Here is a 23874-nt window from a genome sequence, read left to right on the forward strand (position 1 = left end):
AGGATCGCCGCACGTGACCCTTCGCCTGTACGACTCCGCCGCGCGTGAGCTGCGCGATTTCGAGCCGCTGCGTGCGGGCGAGGCGTCGGTCTACCTGTGCGGCGCGACGGTGCAGGGCGTCCCGCACATCGGGCACGTCCGCAGCGGCATCGCGTTCGACATCCTCCGCCGGTGGCTCGCGCACTCCGGTCTCGACGTGCGCTTCGTCCGCAACGTCACCGACATCGACGACAAGATCCTCACCAAGGCCGCCGACGCCGGCAGGCCCTGGTGGGAGTGGGCGGCCACGCACGAGAGGGAGTTCTCGTCGGCCTACGACGCGCTCGGGGTGCTGCCGCCGTCCGCCGAGCCGCGGGCGACCGGGTTCATCACCCAGATGGTCACCTACATCGAGCGGCTGATCGACCGCGGCCACGCGTACGCGGCCGACGGCAACGTCTACTTCGACGTCCGCAGCCTCCCGGACTACGGGGCGCTGTCAGGACATCGCCTCGACGACGTCCACCAGGGCGAGAGCGCTGGCACGGGCAAGCGCGACGACCGTGACTTCACGCTGTGGAAGGCCGCGAAACCCGGTGAGCCGTCGTGGCCGACGCCGTGGGGTCCGGGACGGCCGGGCTGGCATCTCGAGTGCTCGGCGATGGCGACCTCGCTGCTGGGCGCCGAGTTCGACATCCACTGCGGCGGGATGGACCTCATCTTCCCGCACCACGAGAACGAGATCGCCCAATCGCACGGCGCCGGTGACGGTTTCGCGCGGTACTGGCTGCACAACGGCTGGGTCACCATGGGTGGCGAGAAGATGAGCAAGTCGCTCGGCAACGTCGTGTCCATCCCGGCGATGATCCAGCGCGTGCGACCCGTCGAGCTCCGCTACTACCTGGGGAGCGCGCACTACCGGTCGATGTTGGAGTACTCCGACGGCGCGCTCACCGAGGCCGCCGCGGGATACCGTCGGATCGAGTCCTTCGTCCACCGTGTGCGCTCGCGCTTCGCCGACGTGCAGATCGGTTCGGTCACAGACGGATTCGCCACCGCCCTCGACGACGACCTCGGGGTGCCCGCCGCGCTGGCCGAGATCCACGCCGCGGTGCGCCACGGCAATTCGGTCGCCGAGGCCGGTGACGCGCGGGGCGCCCTCGACGCGGCGTCGTCCGTCCGGGCGATGACCGCCGTGCTCGGTGTCGACCCGCTGGATCCCCGGTGGGAGAGCGCCGGGGACGGCTCGCAGGCCATGTCCGCGCTGGACGTCCTCGTCCGCGCGGAACTCGAGCGGCGCACCACCGCGCGCGCCGAGAAGGACTACGCCACCGCTGACGCCGTGCGCGACCGATTGGCCGCGGCCGGTGTCGAGGTCACCGACACCGCCGACGGCCCGCAGTGGAACCTGAAGGGGCAGTGATGGCCGGCAACTCGCAGCGCAAGGGCGCGGTCCGCAAGACCGGGTCGAAGAAGGGGCAGGTCGCCGGGTCCGGCGGCAACCGCCGTCGCGGACTCGAGGGTCGCGGCGCCACACCGAAAGCCGAGGACAGGCCGTACCACGTCGCGCACAAGCGGGCCAAGGCGGCGAAGAAGGCTGCGCCCACCGGTCGGACCGGACGGCCCGCGGCGCGTCGTCGTGAGGAGGACGGTCCCGAGTACGTCGTCGGGCGCAACCCCGTCGTCGAGTGCCTGCGCGCGGGCGTGCCCGCGACGGCGCTGTACGTCCAGGTCGGTGGCAACACAGACGAGCGGGTGTCCGAGGCCGTCGCGATCGCCGGCGACAAGGGCATCGCGATCCTCGAGGCGAGCCGGGGCGAGCTGGATCGGTTCAGCGTCAACGGATTGCACCAGGGCGTCGGGCTGCAGGTGCCGGCCTACGAGTACGCCCATCCCGACGACGTCATGCGCGCCGCCGTCGACAGCGGCACCCCGCCGCTGCTCGTCGCGCTCGACAACATCACCGACCCCCGCAACCTGGGTGCCGTGATCCGGTCCGTCGCCGCGTTCGGTGGCCATGGTGTCGTGATCCCGCAGCGCCGCAGCGCGAGCGTCACCGCGGTCGCCTGGCGCACCAGTGCCGGTGCCGCAGCACGTCTTCCGGTCGCGCAGGCCCCCAACCTCACCCGCACGCTGAAGGACTGGGCCGCCGGTGGGGCGCAGCTCGTCGGCCTCGACGCCGACGGCGACACCACGCTCGACGACTACGACGGCACCGGTCCGACCGTCGTCGTGGTCGGTTCCGAGGGCAAGGGACTGTCGCGGCTGGTCCGCGAGTCGTGTGACTCGATCCTGTCGATCCCGATGGCCGGCGAGGTGGAGAGCCTCAACGCATCGGTCGCAGCCGGTGTCGTCCTCGCCGAATTCGCCCGCCAGCGTCGAGGCGGTTCAGGGTCCACTCGGGAATGATCGGCAGGACGGCGCACGCCCCTCGTGTCAGGGTGCGCCTCTGGCGGCAAGCCAGTCCGCAGCCACCGGCGACACAGCGCCGAGGCCTCGCATGAACGATGCCATCACCGGGATCACCTCCGCGCCGCGCCGCGAGGCCGCGTGAACGATCCAGTCGGCGGCTGCCTCGGGAGTTATCGCCGGGGCCTCAGCGTAGTCGGCGGTGGGCGCGATCATCGCGGTCCTGACCAGGGGGAAGTAGATGAGGGTCACCGCGACCCCGGTTCCGCGCAGGTCGGAGGCAACTGCCCTGCTGAATGCCGTCAAGGCCCCCTTTGAACCCGCATATGCCGAGAACATCGGCATGGCGCCTATAGGAATCCCGCAGGTCGACACGTTGATGAAGTGTCCGCGGCCCCGTTCCTTCATCGCCGGAAGGAATCCGAGTGTCAACTGAACGGGCGCGAGATAGTTCAGCGCCAGCGTGCGATCGAAGTCGTGGAGACGGCCGGTCGACTCGAGCACATGTCGACGAATGGACCGGCCTGCGTTGTTGACGACGATGTCGGGGCACCCGTGTTTGTCGAGCACGTCCCCGATCATCCGTTCGGTGGCGACACGATCGGACAAGTCGACCGGCCAGGCGGATGCACTTCCTCCGTCGCGATGTATGCGTGCGACGACATCGTCCAACTCGCTGGTGCGTCTCGATGCCACGAGCACGTGCGCGCCGCGCCGCGCGAGACTCGCTGCCGTCGCGGCGCCGATACCTGACGAGGCGCCGGTCACCAACACGGATTGTCCGCTCAAGTCGTCTGCTCGAGATCGCCGGCGCGACAACAGATATGTCCGCGGAACCGCCATGCGGGGTCTGTCGATCACCAGCTGCAGCACGGGGTTGGGAACATAGCGATGGGCCTTCATGCGCCATCACGGTAGCCGACGACGGCGAAGCGCCTTCGCAGACTGATGTCGCCGACTCCGGTACCGGCTCGTCGAAATGCGGCGGCCGCGGGACCGATTTGTGAGAACGTAGGTAATACGCCAAGTACCTGATACTGTGCTGAACGCATTCCAGGGTGACCTGGTCCACTATCGAGACGACGGGAGACGGTGATCACCACTGGAATCGGTGACCGCGCGGTCGACGGTGCGGTGACATTCGGCAGCACCATCGGCCTCGCCGGGCAAGCACTTCGATGGGCGATCGGCGACATCGTCGCCGCGCGCTTCCCGTTCCGTGAGTTCGTGACGCAGACGTGGTTTGTGATCACCGTCACCACGCTCCCGGCCATTCTGGTGGCGGTTCCCTTCGGAGTGATCGTGTCGGTCCAGGTCGGCAGTCTCACCCAGCAGGTCGGCGCGACGTCCATCGCGGGTGCCGCCGGCGGCCTGGGGATCATCCAGCAGGGAGCGCCGATCGTCACCGCGCTCCTCCTCGGCGGAGCGGCCGGTTCGGCGATCGCCTCCGATCTGGGCGCACGCACGATCAGGGAGGAGATCGCGGCGATGGAAACGATCGGGCTAAACCCGATCCGTCGCGTCGTGGCCCCGCGATTCGTCTCGGTACTGTTCGTCGCCCCGCTGCTGTGCATGCTGATCGTGTTCACCGGGCTTTTGGCCGGGTACCTCATCAGCGTCAACGTCCAGGGCATCACGGCCGGTAGCTATGTCGCCTCGTTCGCGTCCTTCGCGTCGGTCACCGACATCGTCGTGGCGCTCGTGAAGTCCTTGATCTTCGGTCTCGTGGTGGTCTCCATCGCGTGTCACCGCGGGTTGTCGACGAAGGGCGGACCGAAGGGGGTGGCCACCTCGGTCAACGCGACCGTGGTGCTCGGTGTGGTCGCATGTTTCGTCATCAACGTGTTCATCACCCAGCTCACCACCATGTTCATCCCGCAGACCATCGGATGAGGACCATCGCGTGACCACCGTTCCATCCAGTAGATTCGCGGCGTTCACTCGGTCCTTCGATCGAGTAGTGGGTCCTCTTGCCGACATACCCGCACAGCTGGGGCACGTGAGCACCTTCGTGATCGACTCGGCTGTCGGCATCAAGCACGTCGCCACTTCCTATCGACGTCAGACGATGCTCTACATCCAGGAGTTCGCGTGGGGACGCGGTGCGGTACTCGTCGGAGGTGGCACCGCCATCGTGCTCGCCATCCTGGGCATCGCGGTCGGCGCGTCGATCGGCATCCAGGGATACGCGTCGCTGGACCTCGTGGGGATGGGGTCGCTGACAGGCTTCCTGTCGTCCTACGCCAACACGCGCGAACTCGCACCCATCATCGCCGGTATAGGGTTCGCGGCACAGGCTGGGTGCCGGCTCACCGCGGAGATCGGGTCGATGCGCATCGCCGAGGAGATCGACGCATTGGAGTCGATGGCTGTCCGGCCGATCCCGTTCGTGGTGAGCACCCGTGTCGTCGCAGCAATAACGACAGTCATCCCGCTCTACATCGTGACCCTCATCCTCGGCTTCTTCGCAGCCAAGCTGGTCGTCACCCAGGTCCACGGTCAGTCCGCAGGCACGTACGACTTCTACTTCAACGAGTTCCTCAAACCGCAGGACCTGGTCTTCTCGCTCATCAAGGTCCTCGTGTTCGTGGTCTCCGTGGTCATCGTGCACAGCTACCAGGGTTACTACGCGACCGGTGGGGCCGAGGGCGTCGGCAGAGCGTCGGGGCGGGCGATCCGCAGCAGTCTCATCATCATCGTCGTGGAGGACATGATCTTGACTCTCCTGATGTGGGGATTCGACTCCGGCGTGCGGATCTCGGGATAGGCGGCGATCAGGTGGCAGTGTTTCAAGACCCGTCTGGCCGCGCTCCGTCGCGCCGGAGCCTGATCGTTCGCGGCCTCATCCTCATCGTCGTCGGGGTGATCGCGGCGTACTTCCTCATCGGGAACGCGAACGGCGACTACACCGACACGTCGACGCTGACGATCAACACGGACACGATCGGCGACGGCCTGAAGAGCGGTTCGGAGGTGAAGTACCTCGGATACACCGTGGGAAAGGTCTCCGATGTCGTGGTCCGTGATCGCGGAGCCACACTCACGGTGGACTTCACGGGCTCGCGCGACGACTTGCAGTTACGACAAGGGTTGAGCGTGAACTACACGTCCGCCAACGCGCTGGGGCCCACCGCGCTGGAGATCCTCGATCCGGGCCGCGGACCGCGCGTGCGCAACGGCGGCACGGTGTACGTGAACCGACAGCAATCTGAACAGACGTCGGTCTCGACCCTGATCCGCAAGATCTCCACCCTTGTCGAGGCGCTTGATCAGCCGTCGTTCAACGCCGTGGTGAAGTTCGTGGTCGACGACTCACAGACGCTCGCGGACACCGGCAAGCTCGTGTTCGAGATCGCGCAGCTGACACGAGAGGTTCAACGGCGGCCGGTGGGCGCCGACCTCGCCATCGCTGCCGACCTGTCCAACGGTGTCGCCGACTTCATGACGCCATTTGTACCTGGCGTGCTGAAGAACGTGGACATCGCAGACTTCTTTGCCTCACAGCAGAACATCGCCCGCACGAAGAGCAACCTGAACGACACCGGAAAAGTCTTGTTCGGTGCGCTGGGCGGCCTGCTGACCAAGAATTACCCGGCACTGAGCTCGCTGCTCGACGTCGGACTCGACCTCGCCAGGCCGGTCGCTCGCTCGGCCTCGGGGTTGGTGCGGACCGTTTACACCATCCCGCAGGTCCTCGACGGCATCGACAAGGCGACGCCGATGGTCGGTGGGCGCGCTCAGCTGCAGCTCGCGTTGGTCGTCCAGACCTCGCCGGCACTGCAGAGTGCGTTGGGGATGGGAGGGCCCACGCGATGACACTTCGATCCATCACACCGACGATTCTCAAGATCGTCGCCTTCGTCGCGGTGATCGGCGTCCTGTCGTACACGATCGTCGCGCTGCTCCAACCGTCGGGCGACGGGTCGATGCATCAGCGCTCGGCGGTCTTCTCCGACGCTTCGGGACTGAAGCCACGCGACGGTGTGCGCCTGGCAGGTGTCAAGGTCGGATATGTCACCGACGTCGAGCTGAGAGGTTCGACTGCAGTCGTCCGGTTCGACCTCGACGACAACGTGTCGATCACACCGCAGACCACCGCGGCAGTCCGCTACCAGAATCTTCTCGGCCAGCGGTATGTCGAACTCGTCGGCGCTGCGCAGGGCTCGTCGGCGAACTCGATCGCCCAAGTGGCTCTGGACAAGACGATCCCCTCGTTCGATGTGTCGACGCTGTTCAACGGCTTCAAGCCGGTGTTCGACACGCTCAACGCGAACGAGATCAACGAATTGCAGTCCAACCTGCTGCGTGTCGCCCAGGGGGATGGCCGCGGTATCGCACCGGTGATGCGGCAGGTCGCGAACATCACCGCCTACGGGACGCAGAGAACGTCGATCATCACCAACATCGTCACGAGTCTCGGTCAGGTGTCCGACCAGCTGAAGGGTCGCTCCGCCCAACTCGTCGAGTTGATCGACAAACTGGGGTCGATCGTCGACGCTTTCAGCCGGGTGAGCGACCGCCTCCGTGCGTCGCTCCGGGAGGTGAACCGCTCGTTGTCGAAGACGGTGCTCAGCGGTGAGCAGCTGGAGTCGACCTACGACGCGAGCTTCGGTGCCATCTACGGCCGACTGTCCCGGGAGCCCGGTGATTCCGAGGCGCTGCTGAACGGCGCGGTGCTGCTCAAGCCGGTTCTCGAGGCTCTTTCCGCGGCGTCGAACGCCACACCCGCAGCAGCCGGCGCAGGGTGTTCTCGAGGAGCCATGACCTTGCCGAGGACGGCGCAGGTCGCGTTGATGGGACAGCGATTGGTGGTCTGCCAGTGAAGTCGTGGTTTCGGACCCGCCCGCACCATCGCCCGGAACGACGGCGAGATCTGATCGTCGCCGGTGTGGTGACGGTGGTCATCGTGGTCGGGTTGGTGATCGCGGGCGTCGTGTACGTTGCGCCGCCGGGTCAGCGCACGTATTCCGCTCAACTGGTCAACACCGGCGGGTTGGAGCCGGGTGATCAGGTACGTATTGCCGGCATACGCGAGGGCAAGGTATCGACCGTCGAGTTGACCGGCACATTCATCACGGTGACGTTCCGGCTGGCAAATTCTGTGGCCTTGCGTTCGGATGCAACTGCGAACGTGCGTCTCATCACCCCCATCGGCGGGCGAGTTCTGGACCTCGACCCGGGGCGCAGTCCGGCGAACCTGGACCGAGCGATCCCCCTCACCCAGACGGGGAGCACCTACGACATCTCCAGCACGCTGGAAACGACGACACCGGTGTTCCGAGATGTGCGTGGTGTCGATCTGCGCAGGACTGCGTCGCTGCTCCAGGGCGCGTTCTCCGACGGGAACACCGACATCCCCGACGCGCTGCGAAACTCGAGCGCCCTGATGGACCTGCTCGAACGCCAGTACGGGCAACTGGACAAGACGGTGGCGCTCTCCGACGAGTACGTGGCGGCTCTGGCCGACCGGAAGCAGGTCCTCGTCGACTTCCTCCGGCAACTCAGCTTCCTCGCCCGCACCCTGGGGCCCGACATCCAGAACGTCCGCGACGGGTTCGACTACCTGCGGCGCCTGTTCAAGCTGCTGACCCGGCCCATCGTCGCGTACCGGGACGGGATCGAGCCGTCGGTGCAGGAGTTCAAGGGACTGTTGACCAAAGTGTCCGATCAGATGCCCGGCTACGCAAATGCTCTGTCGCAGGTGGATCAGATATCCCGGCGACTGAGCGTTCTGTTGGACGCTCCGGTCGGGGGCCCGGCCGCCGAACCCGCGGTGCGGCTGTGTATCCCGAGTGGTGATGTGAGGTGCTGAGAGACATGCAGCGACGACTTCTGCTTCCTCTGGCCGCGGTCCTCGTGCTCGTGGTGGTGATCGTCGGCGTGGTGGTGGCGCGGACGTCGGCTGCCGACGACACACGGGCGCTGTGCGCCGACTTCGGCGACGCGTCGGGGTTGTATCCGGGGAACGCGGTCGCGATGCTCGGCAAGAAGGTCGGAAGCGTCACGGGTATCCACCAGAACGGCGATCAGCCGGGCGTGCGAGTCGACATGAAGATCGACAAGAACGTTCCGCTGCCCTCGGATGTGGGCGCGACGTTGGTGTCACTGTCGATCGTCACCGAGAGGCAGATCGAGTTCTCGAAACCGTTCGCCGGCGGGGCGCGATACGACTCGAACGAGTGCATCCCGCTGTCGCGCACCAGGACTCCGCTGGGTGTCAGTCAGACACTGGACTCGATCAGCAACCTGTCCGACGACCTCGTGCGGGACAACGGCCGTAACACCGACGCTGTCATGCAGTCACTCAAACTGGTCTCCGCGAACCTGCAGGGAACCGCAGGTGATGTCTCCGGCATCATCAAGGACTCGGCGGCCCTCATCGACGACCCCGCCAAGCGGGATGGCCAGATCCGCCGCATCGTGTCTAATCTCGCCAGCCTGACCGGGGTCGCGACGGAGAACAGTACCGAGGTGACACAGCTGTTCGACAACTTCGTCGGTGCGATCGAGGTGATCATCGCGTTCGGTCAGACATTCGGCGCCGCGACCGAATACGCGGGCACCTTCGTCCCGATCCTGTCGCGCCTCGCCTCGGATTTCGGTCCGCCGATCTTCGCGATAGGTGACGCCGCTGTCCCGCTCATCGCGAACGCCGCCAAGCAGCCGAACGTGGTGGCGACAGTCGCGGCACGCACAGCGAAGCTCGTCGTCGATCATCCTGACTCGGAGTCGATTCTGAAGGCCTTTGCGACGTCGGTGCCTCTCGCTCGAGTCGCCGGGGCGTGCGGGTCTCCGGCCGCGCGAGGGGTGTGCCAGACGGCGGCATCGGGTGCAACCATCGCCGGATTGATCGGCGGGCGATCTCGATGATCAGAACAGTGAACGCATCACGGCGCGTAGCCGGTGCTGTAGTCGTCTTTGTCACTCTCGCAGTACTGGTGGCGTCGTGCGGTATCAGCGCTGACAACCCGCCCACCCTGGACGGCTCCGGCGGAGGTGGCTACGACGTTCGCATCGAGTTCACGAGTGCACTGAACCTGCCTGCGCGGGCCAAGGTGCTTTCCGAGGGCGCCGAGGTGGGGGCGGTCGACAGCGTCGACTACGACCGCGGCCACGCGGTGGTGACCGCACGCATCAAAGACAAGGCTGTGTTGCCGGCGGACTCTCGAGCCGAGCTCCGGCAGGACACCCTTCTCGGCGAGATCTACGTCGCGCTCCTGCCGCCATCGCAGCCGTCCACCACCCAGACATTGCACTCGGGCTCGGTGATCCCGTTGTCCCGAACCGCTCCGGCCGCGAATGTCGAGGACGTGATGCGCGGGATGGCCAACGTCCTCGGGGGTGGCGAACTGGGCAAGATCCACACTGCCATCTCGACGCTGAACACGACATTCCCGTCCGACGCCGCCCAGTTCGACGCGTTGTACCGCACCACTCTGCAGACGGTGTCCCAGGTGTCGGCGAACACGGACAAGCTCGACGTCGTCCTGCAATCGGCCGATCGCACGCTCAAGGTCATCCTGGCCGACCCGTCCGGCACCGATCGTATGCTCACCAAAGGCGGCACCAATTTCTACGGACTGGGCTATTCACTGATCGACGTGGCGCTGCTGATCGCGAACCTGCGCGACTTCGCGGTCGCGGCGGGCAGGATCGTCGACCCGGAGTACACGAGGATCAAGGAGTCGGTCGGAGCCATCGCGCCGGTGATCGCGTCGATCGCCAACTCCGACCTGTACAGCAAGACCGTCACGGACAAGGCGACCCGTGTCATCCGCGACAAACTCATCCCGTTCGTGGGCCGGCCGGACGTCAACGTGTCGGATGTCTCCATCGACGGCCGCGACCTTGCGCGACGTGACGCCGGGTCGTTCGTCGCCGTCCTCAGATCGATCGGAATGATGCCGTGAGCCGTAGCACTCTCGCGTCGCTGGTAGCGCTCGCCGTCGTCCTGGTCATAGGTACGGCGTACCTGGTCGTCGACGTCGCACGGGTCGATCCGACCCGCACGTCGTACACCATCTCCGCAAGGATCGACAGCTCGGGTGGATTGCTCGACACCTCTCCGGTGATGTGGGAGGGCGTCCCGGTCGGAAAGGTGACGTCGATCCATGTCGACGGAGCGCAGCTGGTGGTCGACATGTCGATCGACTCGACGCACGAGATCCCCAGGGACACCGTCATGTCGATCCAGAACCTGTCGGTGGCTGGTGAGCAGTATGTGAACTTCGTCCCCTCGAACACGACGACGGCAGGTGGTTATCTCCGGGGAGGCGATGTCATCCCCGCGAGTGCAGTCCACGTCTCGACCTCGGTACCCGAGGTGCTCCCGAAGATGTCCGCGGTCGCCGACGCGCTCGACCCGGCGTCGATCGCGTCGATCAATTCGACGATCGCGGCGGCTGTCGACGGTCGATCGCGAGACCTCGACACCATCGGTGACATGATGCGCCGTCTGGTCGACGTCGTGGGCAAGGACGGGGCGGTCCGTGTCACGGCCGACAACGCCGAGTTCCTCCTCGGCCTCATGTCGAACGTCGGTGGCGTCCTCAGCAGAGCGTCGGTACGCACGCCTGCAGCGGTCGACGGGCTGGCGAGGATCCAGAGGGCGTTCATCGTGTTCACCTCCACGTCTTATGACAAGTGGCCACCCATCTTGAAGCTCGTCGAGAAGTTGAGCGGCTACATCCAGATACTTCAACCCGACCTGTTGACCATCACCCGGGCCGTGAAGCCGGCCACCGCGACCATCGCCGACACGTACGTGGACTTCGGGTCGATCGGAGACCTGCTGGCTCGGACCTTCCCCGCATCGCGGCCGGGGCGGGCACAGGTCCCCGTCGCCGTCCAGGCGGCGCCACGATGACTCGATGCCGAGCACGATCCTTGCAAGCGCGAAGAGGAAGCCGATCATGACAAAGCACGTCGATGTGAGAGAGTCCCCGACCAGCGGCGGCGCCGAAGCGGCGGAACAGGTGACAGCGGCCGACACCGCAGACGAATCGGGTGTCCCACCCGATTCCACCAAGTCCGTCGGGCGCAACGGGTGGTGGCGATCAGCACGCACGCGTGCGACGTGTGCGGGCGCCCTGATCGCTGTCCTCGCGGCGCTGGTAGGGGTGTTCGCGTTCCTCTACTCCGACGCCGACGAGGCGAAATCGTCGATGGAGGATGCGGCCGCTCAGCAGGCTGCTGCCGGCAAGGTGGCAGCCGATTACACGACCAGATCGCTGACCTACAGCTATCAGAACACAGATGCCTTCTTCACGGCGGTGAAACAGGACGCCGGTGATGCATTGGTCAAGCGCTACGACGACGTGAGACCGACGTTGACGCAGATCATGCAGCAGGCGCAGGTGCAGGCCTCCGGCCGCGTGCTGGGGACGAGCGTCAGCGGCGCTGACGGAAAGTACACGGTTCTCGTGTTCGCGAGCCAGAAGACGCAGAACGTCCAGAACCCGCAACCCAGCGAGCTCCCGACCTTGCTGAAGGTCGTTGTGTCCAACACCGGGCGCGGCTGGCAGATCGAGGACTACGGTCCTGCTCAGTGACGCGGCAGACGCCGCAGAAGGGTTCTGACGATGAAGAGCACGATGCAGGACATGTCGCTGACGGTTGCGTCGATACTGCGACATGTGACCACCAACCACGCCACGCGCCGGGTGATCACCTACATGGGAGACGGGCCCGCCCGGACCGCCACCTACGGTGAGATGGAGGAGCGGTGCGCGCGGCTGGCGAATGCGCTGCGACGGGTGGGTGTGACCGACGACGATCGCGTCGCGACCATGCTCTGGAACAACCAGGAGCACCTCGAGGCCTATGCCGCCGTCCCCTCGATGGGCGCGATCCTGCACACTTTGAACATTCGCCTTTCCCCGGCGCAGTTGCAGTTCGTCGCGAACCACGCCGAGGACAAGGTCGTCATCGTCGACAGTTCCCTGATCCCGTTGCTCGCTCCGGTACTGCCCGGCCTCACCACGGTTCGGGTGGTCCTGGTCACGGGCGACGGTGACATCTCCTCGCTCGAAGGCGGCGACGTCACGGTGCTCCGTTATGAGGAAGCGCTGGCAGCTGAGTCGTCGGTGTTCTCGTGGGTCGACCCGGACGAGAGGTCGGCCGCGGGGATGTGTTACACGAGCGGTACCACCGGGGATCCGAAAGGTGTCGTGTACAGCCACCGTTCGGTGTTCCTGCATTCGATGGCAGCGTGCACGGGCAACGCTCTTGCGTTGGAGGAAGCCGATCGCGTGCTGCCCATCGTGCCCATGTTCCACGCCAGCGCCTGGGGCCTTCCCTACGCGTCGTTGATGGCGGGTGCGGAGTTGCTCATGCCCGACCGGTACCTGCAGGCCGCTCCCCTGGCTGACATGATCCAGACACACCGCCCGACGAAAGCGGGTGCGGTGCCGACGATCTGGAACGACGTGCTCCAGTACGGCGCCGCGAATCCGGATGTCGATCTGTCGTCGATCGACCTTGTCGCCTGTGGCGGCGCCCCGGTGCCGCAGTCGCTGATCCAGGGCTTCCGGGATCGCTTCGACGTCCAGATCATGCAGGCATGGGGTATGACCGAGACGTCGCCACTCGCGACCAGCGGGCGCCCGCCCGCGGGGACGAGCCTGGAGGACGAGATGTCGTTCCGCAAACGACAAGGCCGGTCCATCTGCGGTGTCGAGATGCGGCTCGTGGATGACGACGGCCTGCTCGTTCCGCGCGACGACAAGTCGGTGGGGGAGCTCGAAGTCCGCGGGCCGTGGGTCACCGGCAGTTACCACCGCCTCGACGACGACGACAAGTTTCGCGACGGTTGGCTGCGCACCGGCGATGTGGGGCACATCAGCCCGGACGGGTTCCTCACCCTCACCGATCGGACGAAGGACGTGATCAAGTCCGGCGGAGAGTGGATCTCGTCGGTCGAACTCGAGAACCTCATCATGGCCAATCCGGACGTGTCCGAGGCCGCCGTCGTCGCGATGCCGGATCCCCGCTGGCAGGAGACCGCGCTTGCCGTGGTGGTTCCCGCCCCCGGGCGCGAGGTGACGGCCGATCAGCTCCGCACGTGGTTCACGGAGAACTGCCCGCAGGAGATCCCACGGTGGTGGATCCCGAGGAACTGGGCGTTCGTGGATCAGGTTCCCCGTACCAGCGTCGGCAAGTTCGACAAGAAGGTCTTGCGCGCTCAACACGAACGCGGTGAGCTGACCGTCGTCGTGTCCGACTGACTTACGACACGACTGACTGGCGAGGCGACTGTGCCCGTCGGACCCGCCGACGGGCACAGTCGCCTCTCATGGCACTGCGTCAGGACGTGAAGCCGGGAACCGGGTCACGACCGTTCAAGAAGTGCTGCCCGACGTCGGCGATCTTGTAGGACACCGGGTCGTGCAGGCTGTGCGTCCGAATGTTGCGCCAGAACCGGTCTAGTCCGAAGCGCGGGTGGGTACCGCGTGCCCCGATCACCTCGAAGATCCGGCTGCCGATCGACAGCCCCGCCTCGGTGGCCAGCACCTTCACCCCGGATACCTGGACCATCAGTGAGGCGCGGTCGGCGGGCGTCAGAGCGGCACCCTCTTCCCAGACCCGCTGCACGCTGTGCGCGGCGTCGCGGGCCGCCGCGTCCGCGCCCTGGAGCGCGATCGCGAGTTCACCGAAGGTGCGGACGACGTAGGGATCCTGAGTGGCCTCGGTGACACCCGCCGGTGTCCACGGTCGAGCATGCGCAAGTGTGTAATCGCGCGCCGACTCCAGTGCGCCGGTCGCGATTCCCACGTACACGTTCGAGAAGATCAGTTGCACGAGCGGACCGAAGAGGCTGGCTCGTCCGAAGGTGAAGAACTCGGTGATGACGCTGTTCGGTGCTCCGAGAACCTCGTGCGGGAGCACCTCGACCTGGTGGAAGTCGGTCGTCCCGCTGTCGGTCCGCCGCATGCCGAGGGCGTTCCAGTCGTTGTTGGGCCGCACACCCTCGCGATCGGTCGGTATGACGGCGGTGATGATCCCCGACCGCTCGGGTGCATCGTCGTCCTGCGCGACGCCGAACACCAGGAGCAGATCGGACCCCAGCGCTCCGCTGCAGAAGTGCTTGGTCCCGTCGAGCACATAGCCCCCGTCCTCCCGGGGCGTGGCGCGGACCTTCCAGTCCAGGATGTGGCTGTTGTTCTCACTGGACGCGTTGCCTGTCCACGATCCCTCCACCACCCGCCGGTAGGTTGCGTCGCGCTGATCCGGTGAGCCGAGCAGTTCGACGAACGCGGCGCACACCAGGTGGTACCCGTAGAGGTGGCCGAGCGACCCGTCGACCTTCGCGATCTCACGGATGACCGCGAAGACGGTCGGCCAGTCGGCACCCCAGCCGCCGTACTCTTCCGGCACGGCGAGGGAGAGCAGGCCGCTGCGCCGCAGATCCTCCTTCTCGCGGGACGCCGGCCCGCCGTCCCGATCGCGCTCGGCGAGGCCGTCGCGCCACCCCGCGGCGAGCTCGCGGGCCACGGCGACAGGGTTGCCCCGGTGCGTGCTGATGTTCGACGTCGTGTCGTCGGTGAGTGTCATTCGATCTCTCCATTCGCTGCTGAGCGCAGACTTGTCTCGAGGAATTCCGGCGCCGCCCAGCGCTCGAGGTCGATCTCGTGATCGACGAGGTTGTTCTCGACGAGATACCGCTGGGTGTTCGCAAGCGTGGCGAGCGCGTCGTCGCCGAGGGTCGGGACCAGGTGGTCGACGAAGTCGGCGCCGAACCCTCGGAGGACGACAGGCTCGGTCACACCGAGGTTCCGGGCATGGATGCCGATGGTCTCTGCACGGTGTTCCCGAGCCCACGTGCCCGCCTGCACCACCGTGTCCACCAACCGCGCGACGAGTTCGGGGTCCTCGTCGACGAGCTGTGCGCTGACGGTCCAGACACTGGCGTAGTGATTCGCCGCGTCGGCTTCGAGGTCCACCAGCGGCGCAACGCCGGCGAGGTCCTCGAGCTCTGCAGCCCAGGGAAGCCAGCTGAACAACGCGTCCACCTCACCACCGGCGAGGATCGTCGCCTGATGCGCCCCGACGGCGGGGAAGAGGTCGGCGCCGTTGACGCTCGCCGACGCCGCGAGCCGGTCCGGTGGGAGGTCCACACCGGCCACCTCGACGGGAACCAGTTCGACCTGGTCGAGTGTGACACCTGACCGCCGCAGAGTGTTCTGCAACGCCCGCGCCTCCCAGGTGCCGAGCGCCACGAGGGTCTGACGCCACGGATCCAGCTCGCGATAATCTCCGAGCACGCCACGCAGGATGCGTATGGCCGACGCGCACACCCCGACCCGCCTCCCGGCGAGGTCAGCCGGCGAGGACACCGCGGGGTCGGACGAATAGAAGCCCTGCCGACCACGGAAGACCGTGGCGCCCAGGAGCCTGGTACGCCCCGGTGCTCGGAGTCCCTCGCTCACCAGTGGTGGTACCTCTCCGCCGAACCGCGTGTACGCAGGGTGGTCATAGGTGAAGTGCAGAGTGCCCTGCGCCCCACCCAGGACTGCGAGGTCGATCCCGACAGCGGAGAGCAGCTGCGACTCTCGGGCCACCAAGAGACCGTTGGGTACCGGGCAGTTGCTGTACGCGAGTGTGTCGGTGCGGGTCGATGCGCCGGTCATCACGCGTTCACCGCGCTCGGCAGTTCGAGCCCGAGGTGGTCGCGCAGGGTTGCGCCCTCGTACTCGTCGCGGAACACCCCCCGCTCTTGGAGCAGCGGCACCACCTGGTCCACGAAGTCCTCGTACACACCGGGGAGGTACGCGGCGGAGATGATGAACCCGTCGGCCGCGCCTGCGTCGAAGTGCTCCACCAGTGCGTCGGCGATCTGGGTGGGCGTTCCAGCCCACTGGGGTACGAATCCGACGTTGGTGCCGTATCGGCGCCCCAGATCGGCCAACGTGAGGTCCTCGCCGCCTCCGGCAACGGTCGAGAACATCCGGAGCATCGTCGGGATGTGCGCGTCGCCGAGGCTGGCGACGATGTCGGAGTATTTCGTGTCGAGGGGAAATGCCGACAGATCGATACCGCTGTGGCTCGACAACGTGGACAGGCCCACCTCGGGATGGACCAGGCTGTTGATGTATTCGAGGCGTTCGCGCGCGATGGCCTCCGTCTCACCGAGTACCGGCATGACCGCGGTGAACACCTTGGTCGCGTCCGGGTTGCGGCCCGCCGCGGTGACCTGAGCCTTGATGTCCTGATAGGTGTGCTGCATCGTCTGCAGCGTCGGGGAGATGCTGAACACCGCGTCGGCCCACCGACCCGCGAATTGACGGCCGCGGGGGGACAAGCCCGCCTGCAGGAGTACCGGCTCGCCTTGACGCGACGGCGGGATCTGCAGAGGGCCGCGGACGTCGAACCACTTTCCCCGATGGTCGACGTAGTGAACTTTCTTGGGATCGGCGAAGCGTCCACCGACCTTGTCGAGCAGTAGCGCGTCGTCGTCCCACGAGTTCCACAGCTTCCGAACGACTTCCACGAATTCGTCCGCGCGGTCGTACCGGGTGTCGTGCTCGAGATGTGTGTCGATGCCAAAGTTCTTGGCCTCGGAGTCGTTCAACGAGGTGACGATGTTCCAGGAGACCCGCCCGTCCGACAGATTGTCCAGAGTGGCGAGCATCCGTGCGACGTGGAAGGGGGGGTAGTACGTCGTCGAGATGGTCGCCCCGAGTCCGAGGCGGTTCGTCGCCCCCGCCATCGTCGCCACCACGGTGGCAGGTTCGAGGGCAACAGCGCCCTGTCCGCCCAGGCCGATGCCCGTCTGGAGATCGTGGCCATAACTGTCCTCGATCGCGAGCGCGTCGGGGAGGAAGAGCAGGTCGAACTTGCCGCGCTCCAGGGTTTGCGCGATCTTCTTGTAATAGGCGCCGGAGAGGAACTCGTTCGTGGCCGCCAGGTGGCGCCACGCGCCGTGCGCATGGGTGACGTTCCCCGCCGAGAAGAACCCGGCGAGGTGAAGGTGACGGTCTCGGACCGTGGCCATGGAGGAGCCTCCTGTGGAAGTTGGTCGGCCGCCAGTTTCGAACCGTGCGTGACGTCCGGCAACGATTGCGTTCAGGTCGAACGCAACCCGGACGCGCTACAGGAACGAGTCCGGCGCGGCACCCGCGGACGGGTACCGCGCCGGGGAGTCGGCTTCGATCAGGTTGTCAGCGCCCGACGGTCGTGAGATCGCCCTCGGGCAACGTCCAGTCGGTCTCGTTCTCCGGGACGCGTCGGAATCGGTCGAGGTTTCCAGGCCACCAGCTCGCATTTCCCAGCAGTGCCGCGAGAGCGGGCACGACTAGGGTTCGCACGAGGAAGGTGTCGACCAGCAATCCGACACCGATGATGAAACCGATCTGCACCATCACGTCGATCGAACCGACCATCAGTCCGAACATGCTCGCCGCGAAGATCAGACCCGCCGAGGTGATCACCGACCCGGTGTGAGCGACGGTCCGCAACACCCCGAGTCGAGTACTGCCCGTCGTCTCCTCTCTCAGTCGTGACACCAACAACATGTTGTAGTCGGCGCCCACCGCCACCAGCACGATGAACGACACCAGCGGGACAGGCCAGGCGATCCCCTGCCCGAAGACGTGCTGAAGCACCAGCACGCCGATACCGAGAGCTGCCGCGTAGTTGAGCACGACGGTGGCCAACAGGTAGAGCGGTGCGACGACAGCGCGTAGCAGCATCATCAGGATCAGCCCGACGATCAGCAGGGTCGCGATGCCGAGGAGCTTGAAGTCATGCGCCAACAGGCGCTGCACATCGGCGTTGATCGCGGGAAAACCGGCGACCGATGCGCGCGAACCCTCGAGAGTGGTGTTGGGCATGGCATCTTCGGCGACTCGTGACAGCTTGTTGGCCAATGTCATCGCGTCCGCCGTATAGGGGTCGTACGAAGTCTGGACGGCGTACCGAACGGTCTTGCCGTCCGGTGAGATGAACTGTCGGGCGACCTCGCTGAACTGCTTGTCCTTGAAGGCGTCTGCGGGGAGGTAGAACCCGGTGGCGGAGTCGGAGTCGCCGACCTCGCGCGCGGGCGCCCGAAGCTGCGCCGCGACCTGCGACAGTCCACCCAGCAGCTGAATGTTGCTGTCGACGAGTGCGCCGACCCCACCGGAGAGTTGCCGCGCACCGTCGGCGAGAGCGCCCACACCGGTCTCGAGCTGGGACAGCCTGCTTCCAAGGTCCTGGCCGTTGATGGTCTGTAGCGCAGAGTCGAGCGTGGTCAGCGAACCCTGCAGCGCGGCGAGGTCCGCCGCACCGGGTGTGTTCACCGCGCCCAGCTGGGTGGCGAAGTCTGCCAACTTCCCCAGCGACTGGCTCGTCGCGACCTCCCGGAGGTCGGCGGTCTGTGTGCGCAGAGCTGAGCACTGCGGGATCTGCTGGCACCACGGCGCGTCGAGCGCAGACAACGCGGGCGCCACGGTGTCGGCGGCTGATTGCGCCTGACGCGCAAGTCGAGACAGCTCAGGCGCCTGTTGCGAGAACTGCTCGAGGGCAGGAGCCGCACCGGCGAGCTGGTTCACCAGCGGACGGTACTGATCGAGTTGCTCTCCGGCGGAGGACGCCTGACCCAACAGTCCCGACAATGGGGCCAGATTCGTCGCGATCTGTGAGTTCAGCAGGGCCAGGCCGCCGGCGAGCTGCGACGAGCCTGATTTGAGAAGTTGCAAGTCCCCCTTTCTGGCGTCGGCACCGCTGGTCTGTTCGGTGATCTTGCTGCCGATCTGATCGTTTTGCCACGACAACTGTGCCTGCTGCAATTTCTGCCCGGTGGGACGAGTGACGCCGATCACGCGGGTGACGCCTGGGGTCTGTGCGATGCGTGATGCCATCTGATCCAGGTCGGCGAGCCCCTGAGCCGTTCGAAGGTCCTTGGGCGACTCCACGACAAGGAACTCCGAGATGATGATGTCCTTGGGGAAGTGGCTGTTCAACAGCGCGTAGCCCTCGTTGCTCGGTGTGTCGGAGGGCTGCCCCTCGCGGTCGTCGTACGTGATCCGCATCGAGAGTGAGATGAGAGCCAGGCCGATCAGCGCCACCACGCTGACCGCCAGCAGGGGTACGGGACGCCGGATGACCATCGTCCCGACGCGGTGCCAGTACTTCCGCGTGAGGTCACGACGCGGGAGCCCGGCGCCTCGCTTCGCAGCGAATGAGAGTACGGGTGGCAGCAGGGTGACTGTCGCCAAGAATCCGAAGGCGATCGATATAGCGCAGGCCGGTCCGAGGGTGTTGAAGACACTGAGCTTTGCGAATGCCATCGCGAGGAAGGCGAGCGCCACGGTGGCCGCCGAGGCGAGCACGACGCGGCCGATGGTCGCCGTCGCGTGTGCGATCGCGACATCCGGGGCATGACCTGAACGAATGCCCTCGTGATACCGGCTGATGAGGAAGACCGAGTAGTCCACTCCGGCACCGAAGATGATGACGGTCATGAACATCGACGTGAACTGCGACACGGGCATGCCGATCTCGCCGAGACCGGAGAGGACGCCCCGTCCCACGGCGAGGCTCATCCCTACCACCAACAACGGCATGAGAGCTGTGAACACCGAGCGATAGACGATCAGCAGGATCGCTGCGATGAGTGCAACCGTTGCGACGGTGATGACGATGAGGTCCGACTCGCCGACGGCGAGTTGGTCGCTGAACGTTGCCGGCGGACCAGTGACGCGGACTGTGGTGTTCGTCCCCGCGAAAATCCGATTCGCGGTGTCGCGCACTGCTTTCACCGCGTCGGCCGCGTCGGGCCCCCCTAGCGTGCCGGTGACTCCCAGAGGCAGATACCAGGCCTGTCTGTCCTTGCTCAACGCCTGGCTCTCGGTGAGTGGATCACCGAGGAGATCGCGCACCGCGAGGACGTGAGTGGTGTCTGCTCGCAGGGCGGAAACGAGCTCGCTGTACCGGGCGCGCGTGGTGTCGGAGAGGCCGTTCTTGTTCTCCATCGCGACGAACACCGTTGTCTTGGCGCCGCGCTCGCCGAACGCGTCACCCATGCGGTCGAGCGTCTGGAACGACGGGACCCCGGCAGGGATCGGATCGACCGATTGCTGCCGGATGACCGATTCCAGTTGGGGGAACAGCACGGCGAGGCCCACTGCGACGACGATCCATGCAAGTGCCACGACGCCTTTGCGGCGCAACGTGAACCATGCGAGCCGCTCGAGGAGGACGCTGTATTCGCCCGCCTTGTCGGGTGTCCCGCTCGGACGTGAGCGGGTGGGGGACGAACTCGCCACGGGGCGCTTCCTCTCGGTCATACGGTTGGGAACGACGTTGGGCCCGCTCCGCGCCGTCGGTCCGGCGCGACGGGCTCACCTGACACAGGAACTCAGTCGTGGTGCTCGGACTGCGCGATGGCCTCCACTTCTTCGAGGCTGCTCGGCACGTGGTACGGCGGTCGGCTCTTTCCCGAGATCCGATAGCGACCCCAGAAGTCGGGATCCCCGATCACGCACTCGGCCCGCCCTTCAGAGGTGGTGAACACCGCCACGGTCCGATTACCGCCGAGCGTCGCGTCGAGTTGATCGTTCCTCTCGATCCGTCCGTACCAGGTGTACAGCCCGCTCAAGGGCTGGAAGTACCCCTTGATCTTCGCTTGCACCGGAATCTCCGTCCCACGGCAGATCACAGTGCCGTGTCCGGAGAAGTCGAGGTCGTGGTCGTCGGTCACTTCATAGTCCAATCTTCTCTACATCGAGCATTGACAAAGAACGGGGTTCGTGGGGACACTATCAGTATCGGATACCCAGAGTAACGGGTATGAAGTCGAGGTCACTCGGCCCGTACGATCCACGGAGGATGTGAAGCATGACCGTTCAAGACGTGCAGACCAAGCCTGATTTCTCGACTGAGGGGTTGGCCCGAGTCAACGGACGCAAGCCAGTCGACATGGAGCGATCCGCGGGCCGCCTGCTCCGCTCGTCGGCGGAGAAGTTCTACGACGCCGAGATCGACATCGACTGGGATGCCCCCTGGGAGGACGACAAGTATTTCCTCCCCGAGCACCGGGTGTCGCTCTACGGCACGAAGCTCTGGAAGAAGATGAGCGAGGAGCAGCGCATCGAACTCGGGCGTCACGAGATCGTGAGCATCCTGAGCTTCGGCATCTACGCCGAGAACTTGCTGAGTTCAGCCCTGCTTCGCATGGCGGCGAAAGGTGACCTGACCGACCAGAAATCCCTGTATTCGCTCACCGAGATCGGTGACGAATCACGCCACTCGACGATGTTCGCGCGCCTGATCAACAAGACGGGCCTTCCGCCCTACAAGCTCCCCAAGGGCTTCCTGGGCTTCGCCAAGATCCTCCATTTCGTTCCGCTGGGCCCGTCGGTATCGGGTGCCACGCTGCTGATCGAGGAGATACTCGACCGTGCTCAGCGCGAGGCCATGAACGATCCGCGGATGCAGCCTCAGCTTCGTCAGCTGATGAAGATCCACGTCCTCGAAGAAGCGCGACACATCACCTTCGCCCGGCTGGAGATGGTGCAGGGTATGCAGAGTCGCGGGAAGATCTCGCGGGCTTGGCACCGAGGCGTCCTCGCGGTGATCGCGAACCTCGCATATCCGCTTCTCATCAACCCTAAGGTCTACCCGGCCGTCGGCATCAACAAACTGCGCGGCCTCTGGGCGCAGCAGACCAGCCCGAACTACCGGGTCAACATCCAGTTCATGTCCGAACCGATGATCCGGTTCTTCCACGAGGCGGGGATGATGGAGGGAAAGTTCACGATGGCGATGTGGCGCGCCACGCGAAGCCTGCCCGACGACCTTTGCTGATATCCCGAAGCAGTTGTGTGACCGATAGATTCCCGCCCGGGAGTCCGGGCGGGAATTTCTTCGTGCCGCTGTGACGAAACGCCCGGCACCGTCGCCATCCGACCCACTCACCTCGTGAGGAGAAGACTTTCATGACCCCTTCAACCACCACAAAGACGCCGAGCGCGTCCGATGCAGCCGCCCCGTCCGCGAGCGATCCGATCAGGACGAAGGTTCTCATCGTCGGCAGCGGTTTTTCCGGCCTCGGGATGGCGGTGCAATTGCGTCGCCGCGGCTACAGCGACTTCATCGTTCTCGAAAAGGCGCAATCCGTCGGTGGTACCTGGCGCGACAACACCTACCCAGGATGCGCCTGCGATGTCCCGTCGCTGATGTATTCCTACTCGTTCGAGACCCGGGGGAGTTGGTCGAAGGTCTGGTCGTCTCAGCCGGAAATCGAGGAGTACCTCAAAGAGATCTCCGACAAGCGCGGTGTCACACAGAAAATCCACTTCGGACAGAAGCTCGTCTCCGGTCACTGGAGTGAGTCCGAGTCGCGATGGCACCTGCAGACCGAGTCGGGGCGCGAATACATCGCGCAGTACGTTGTGTCGGGCGTCGGCGCTCTACACATACCGAATTACCCCGCGATCGAGGGCATCGAGGACTTCGCCGGTCAGGCTTTCCACTCCGCGGAATGGGACCATTCGGTGGACATCGAGGGCAAGCGGGTGGCGGTGATAGGGACGGGTGCAAGTGCCATCCAGTTCGTACCGTTCGTGCAGAAGGACGCCGGCACCCTCACCTTGTTCCAGCGCACGCCGGCGTGGGTGCTGCCGCGCAAGAACTTCACGGTGCCTGCCGCCGTCCGGACCGTCCTGAGCAAGATCTCGATGTCCCGCCGCCTCGCTCGGTGGTCGGTCTACTGGGGCGCCGAGAGTCTCGCGTTCGGCCTCAACGGCCACTCGAACCTCATGCGCCCGATCGAGAAGGTCGCCAAGTGGAACATCGCGCGATCCATTTCCGATCCCGAGCTCCGGAAGAAGCTGACGCCGTCCTATCGGATCGGCTGCAAGCGGATCCTGGGTTCCAATGACTACTACCCGGCGCTCGCGGCCCCGAACACCAAGGTCGTGACCGACGCGATCGACAAGGTGACGGCCGATTCAGTCGTCACCTCCGATGGTGTCGCCCATCCGGTGGACGTGATCATCTACGCAACTGGCTTTCACGTCACCGACGGATTCGATCAATTGGCTCTCAAGGGATCTCGTGGCGAGGATCTCCCGTCGCACTGGCACCAGACCGGTATCAACACTCACCTGGGCATCACCACCGAAGGATTTCCCAACCTGTTCTTCCTGCTCGGCCCGAACACAGGTCTCGGCCACAACTCGGTCGTCTTCATGATCGAACAGCAGATCAAGTACATCTTGAAGGCCATCGACGCTGTCGAGAGCCGGGGCGCGCAGAGCGTCGACGTGCGTCCGGCTGTCCAAGAACGCTTCAACACCGAGATCCAGGACAAGCTCGCCAACGGTGTCTGGACCAACGGCGGATGCACGAGCTGGTACCTCGACTCCCACGGGGTCAACCGGACGGTCTGGCCGGGATTCACATGGCAGTACTGGAGGGCCACGAAGGATTTTGAATCGTCAGACTACGAGATCGTCTGACGCCGACCTGATGCTGGAAGGACTGGCTACGAAGATGGTGAGACAC

20 protein-coding genes are annotated in these 23874 nt (G+C 65.5%); 14 read left to right on the plus strand and 6 right to left on the minus strand.

The genetic code is table 11. The features are described from left to right. Positions 1-13: 13 nt before the first annotated feature. Together cysS and rlmB are read left to right on the plus strand one after the other, a co-directional pair. The gene (gene cysS / locus LX12_RS14805; RefSeq protein ID WP_253655343.1) at positions 14-1402 is read left to right on the plus strand and encodes a cysteine--tRNA ligase; all 1389 of its coding nucleotides are present in this window, start codon (positions 14-16) and stop codon (positions 1400-1402) included. Beyond that, positions 1402-2388, plus strand: coding sequence for a 23S rRNA (guanosine(2251)-2'-O)-methyltransferase RlmB (rlmB, locus tag LX12_RS14810; RefSeq protein WP_253655344.1), 987 nt, complete (start codon positions 1402-1404; stop codon positions 2386-2388). Before cysS ends, rlmB begins: the two co-directional genes overlap by 1 nt. 27 nt (positions 2389-2415) lie before the next feature. Here the strand turns inward: rlmB and LX12_RS14815 are convergent, their stop codons facing one another. After that, positions 2416-3291, minus strand: a complete 876-nt coding sequence (locus tag LX12_RS14815; RefSeq protein ID WP_253655345.1) for an SDR family NAD(P)-dependent oxidoreductase — start codon at positions 3289-3291, stop codon at positions 2416-2418. A gap of 231 nt (positions 3292-3522) precedes the next feature. Between LX12_RS14815 and LX12_RS14820 the strand changes: the two genes are divergently transcribed. The 10 genes from LX12_RS14820 to LX12_RS14865 are packed head-to-tail and all read left to right on the plus strand — an operon-like array spanning position 3523 to position 13613. Then, the gene (locus LX12_RS14820; protein WP_253655547.1) at positions 3523-4281 is read left to right on the plus strand and encodes an MlaE family ABC transporter permease; all 759 of its coding nucleotides are present in this window, start codon (positions 3523-3525) and stop codon (positions 4279-4281) included. A 10-nt stretch (positions 4282-4291) separates the two neighbouring features. Beyond that, positions 4292-5155: an ABC transporter permease gene (locus LX12_RS14825; RefSeq protein ID WP_253655346.1), complete on the plus strand. Its 864-nt coding sequence runs from the start codon at positions 4292-4294 to the stop codon at positions 5153-5155. A gap of 11 nt (positions 5156-5166) precedes the next feature. Further along, the gene (locus tag LX12_RS14830; RefSeq protein ID WP_308214017.1) at positions 5167-6204 is read left to right on the plus strand and encodes an MlaD family protein; all 1038 of its coding nucleotides are present in this window, start codon (positions 5167-5169) and stop codon (positions 6202-6204) included. Next, positions 6201-7211, plus strand: a complete 1011-nt coding sequence (locus tag LX12_RS14835; protein ID WP_253655348.1) for an MlaD family protein — start codon at positions 6201-6203, stop codon at positions 7209-7211. The genes LX12_RS14830 and LX12_RS14835 overlap by 4 nt, the downstream gene beginning before the upstream one ends. Next, positions 7208-8200 (plus strand): MlaD family protein, encoded by a 993-nt coding sequence (locus LX12_RS14840; protein WP_308214023.1) that lies wholly within the window; start codon positions 7208-7210, stop codon positions 8198-8200. Before LX12_RS14835 ends, LX12_RS14840 begins: the two co-directional genes overlap by 4 nt. Before the next feature lie 5 nt (positions 8201-8205). Then, positions 8206-9258: an MlaD family protein gene (locus LX12_RS14845; protein WP_253655350.1), complete on the plus strand. Its 1053-nt coding sequence runs from the start codon at positions 8206-8208 to the stop codon at positions 9256-9258. Next, complete coding sequence (locus LX12_RS14850) at positions 9255-10298, plus strand: MlaD family protein (protein ID WP_301284676.1); 1044 nt, start codon at positions 9255-9257, stop codon at positions 10296-10298. The genes LX12_RS14845 and LX12_RS14850 overlap by 4 nt, the downstream gene beginning before the upstream one ends. Next, positions 10295-11254, plus strand: coding sequence for an MlaD family protein (locus LX12_RS14855; RefSeq protein ID WP_253655352.1), 960 nt, complete (start codon positions 10295-10297; stop codon positions 11252-11254). The genes LX12_RS14850 and LX12_RS14855 overlap by 4 nt, the downstream gene beginning before the upstream one ends. Positions 11255-11258: 4 nt before the next feature. Beyond that, entirely contained in the window at positions 11259-11939 is a 681-nt protein-coding gene (locus LX12_RS14860; protein WP_253655353.1) for a hypothetical protein, read from the plus strand. Between the two features lie 30 nt (positions 11940-11969). Beyond that, complete coding sequence (locus tag LX12_RS14865; protein WP_253655354.1) at positions 11970-13613, plus strand: long-chain fatty acid--CoA ligase; 1644 nt, start codon at positions 11970-11972, stop codon at positions 13611-13613. Positions 13614-13692: 79 nt separating this feature from the next. Here LX12_RS14865 and LX12_RS14870 read toward each other — a convergent pair whose 3' ends face one another. The 5 genes from LX12_RS14870 to LX12_RS14890 all read right to left on the minus strand — a co-directional run bounded on the left by LX12_RS14870 (position 13693) and on the right by LX12_RS14890 (position 21067). Continuing rightward, on the minus strand, positions 13693-14940 hold the full coding sequence (locus tag LX12_RS14870) for an acyl-CoA dehydrogenase family protein (RefSeq protein WP_253655355.1): 1248 nt from the start codon (positions 14938-14940) through the stop codon (positions 13693-13695). Beyond that, entirely contained in the window at positions 14937-16016 is a 1080-nt protein-coding gene (locus tag LX12_RS14875; RefSeq protein ID WP_253655356.1) for a type 2 periplasmic-binding domain-containing protein, read from the minus strand. Before LX12_RS14875 ends, LX12_RS14870 begins: the two co-directional genes overlap by 4 nt. After that, complete coding sequence (gene dszA / locus LX12_RS14880; RefSeq protein ID WP_253655357.1) at positions 16016-17380, minus strand: dibenzothiophene-sulfone monooxygenase DszA; 1365 nt, start codon at positions 17378-17380, stop codon at positions 16016-16018. Before dszA ends, LX12_RS14875 begins: the two co-directional genes overlap by 1 nt. A 166-nt stretch (positions 17381-17546) precedes the next feature. Beyond that, complete coding sequence (locus tag LX12_RS14885; RefSeq protein ID WP_253655358.1) at positions 17547-20633, minus strand: MMPL/RND family transporter; 3087 nt, start codon at positions 20631-20633, stop codon at positions 17547-17549. Between the two features lie 92 nt (positions 20634-20725). Further along, positions 20726-21067 carry a DUF4873 domain-containing protein gene (locus LX12_RS14890; RefSeq protein ID WP_253655359.1) on the minus strand — a complete coding sequence of 114 codons (342 nt, stop codon included), beginning with the start codon at positions 21065-21067 and terminating at the stop codon, positions 20726-20728. Positions 21068-21204: 137 nt separating this feature from the next. Here LX12_RS14890 and LX12_RS14895 point away from each other — a divergent pair, with 137 nt between their 5' ends. Next, on the plus strand, positions 21205-22173 hold the full coding sequence (locus LX12_RS14895) for an AurF N-oxygenase family protein (protein WP_301284620.1): 969 nt from the start codon (positions 21205-21207) through the stop codon (positions 22171-22173). A 131-nt stretch (positions 22174-22304) separates the two neighbouring features. Continuing rightward, positions 22305-23828, plus strand: coding sequence for a flavin-containing monooxygenase (locus tag LX12_RS14900; RefSeq protein WP_253655361.1), 1524 nt, complete (start codon positions 22305-22307; stop codon positions 23826-23828). Positions 23829-23874 lie beyond the last annotated feature (46 nt).

The sequence above is a fragment of the Williamsia serinedens genome, from assembly GCF_024171725.1.
Taxonomy (GTDB): domain Bacteria; phylum Actinomycetota; class Actinomycetes; order Mycobacteriales; family Mycobacteriaceae; genus Williamsia_A; species Williamsia_A serinedens.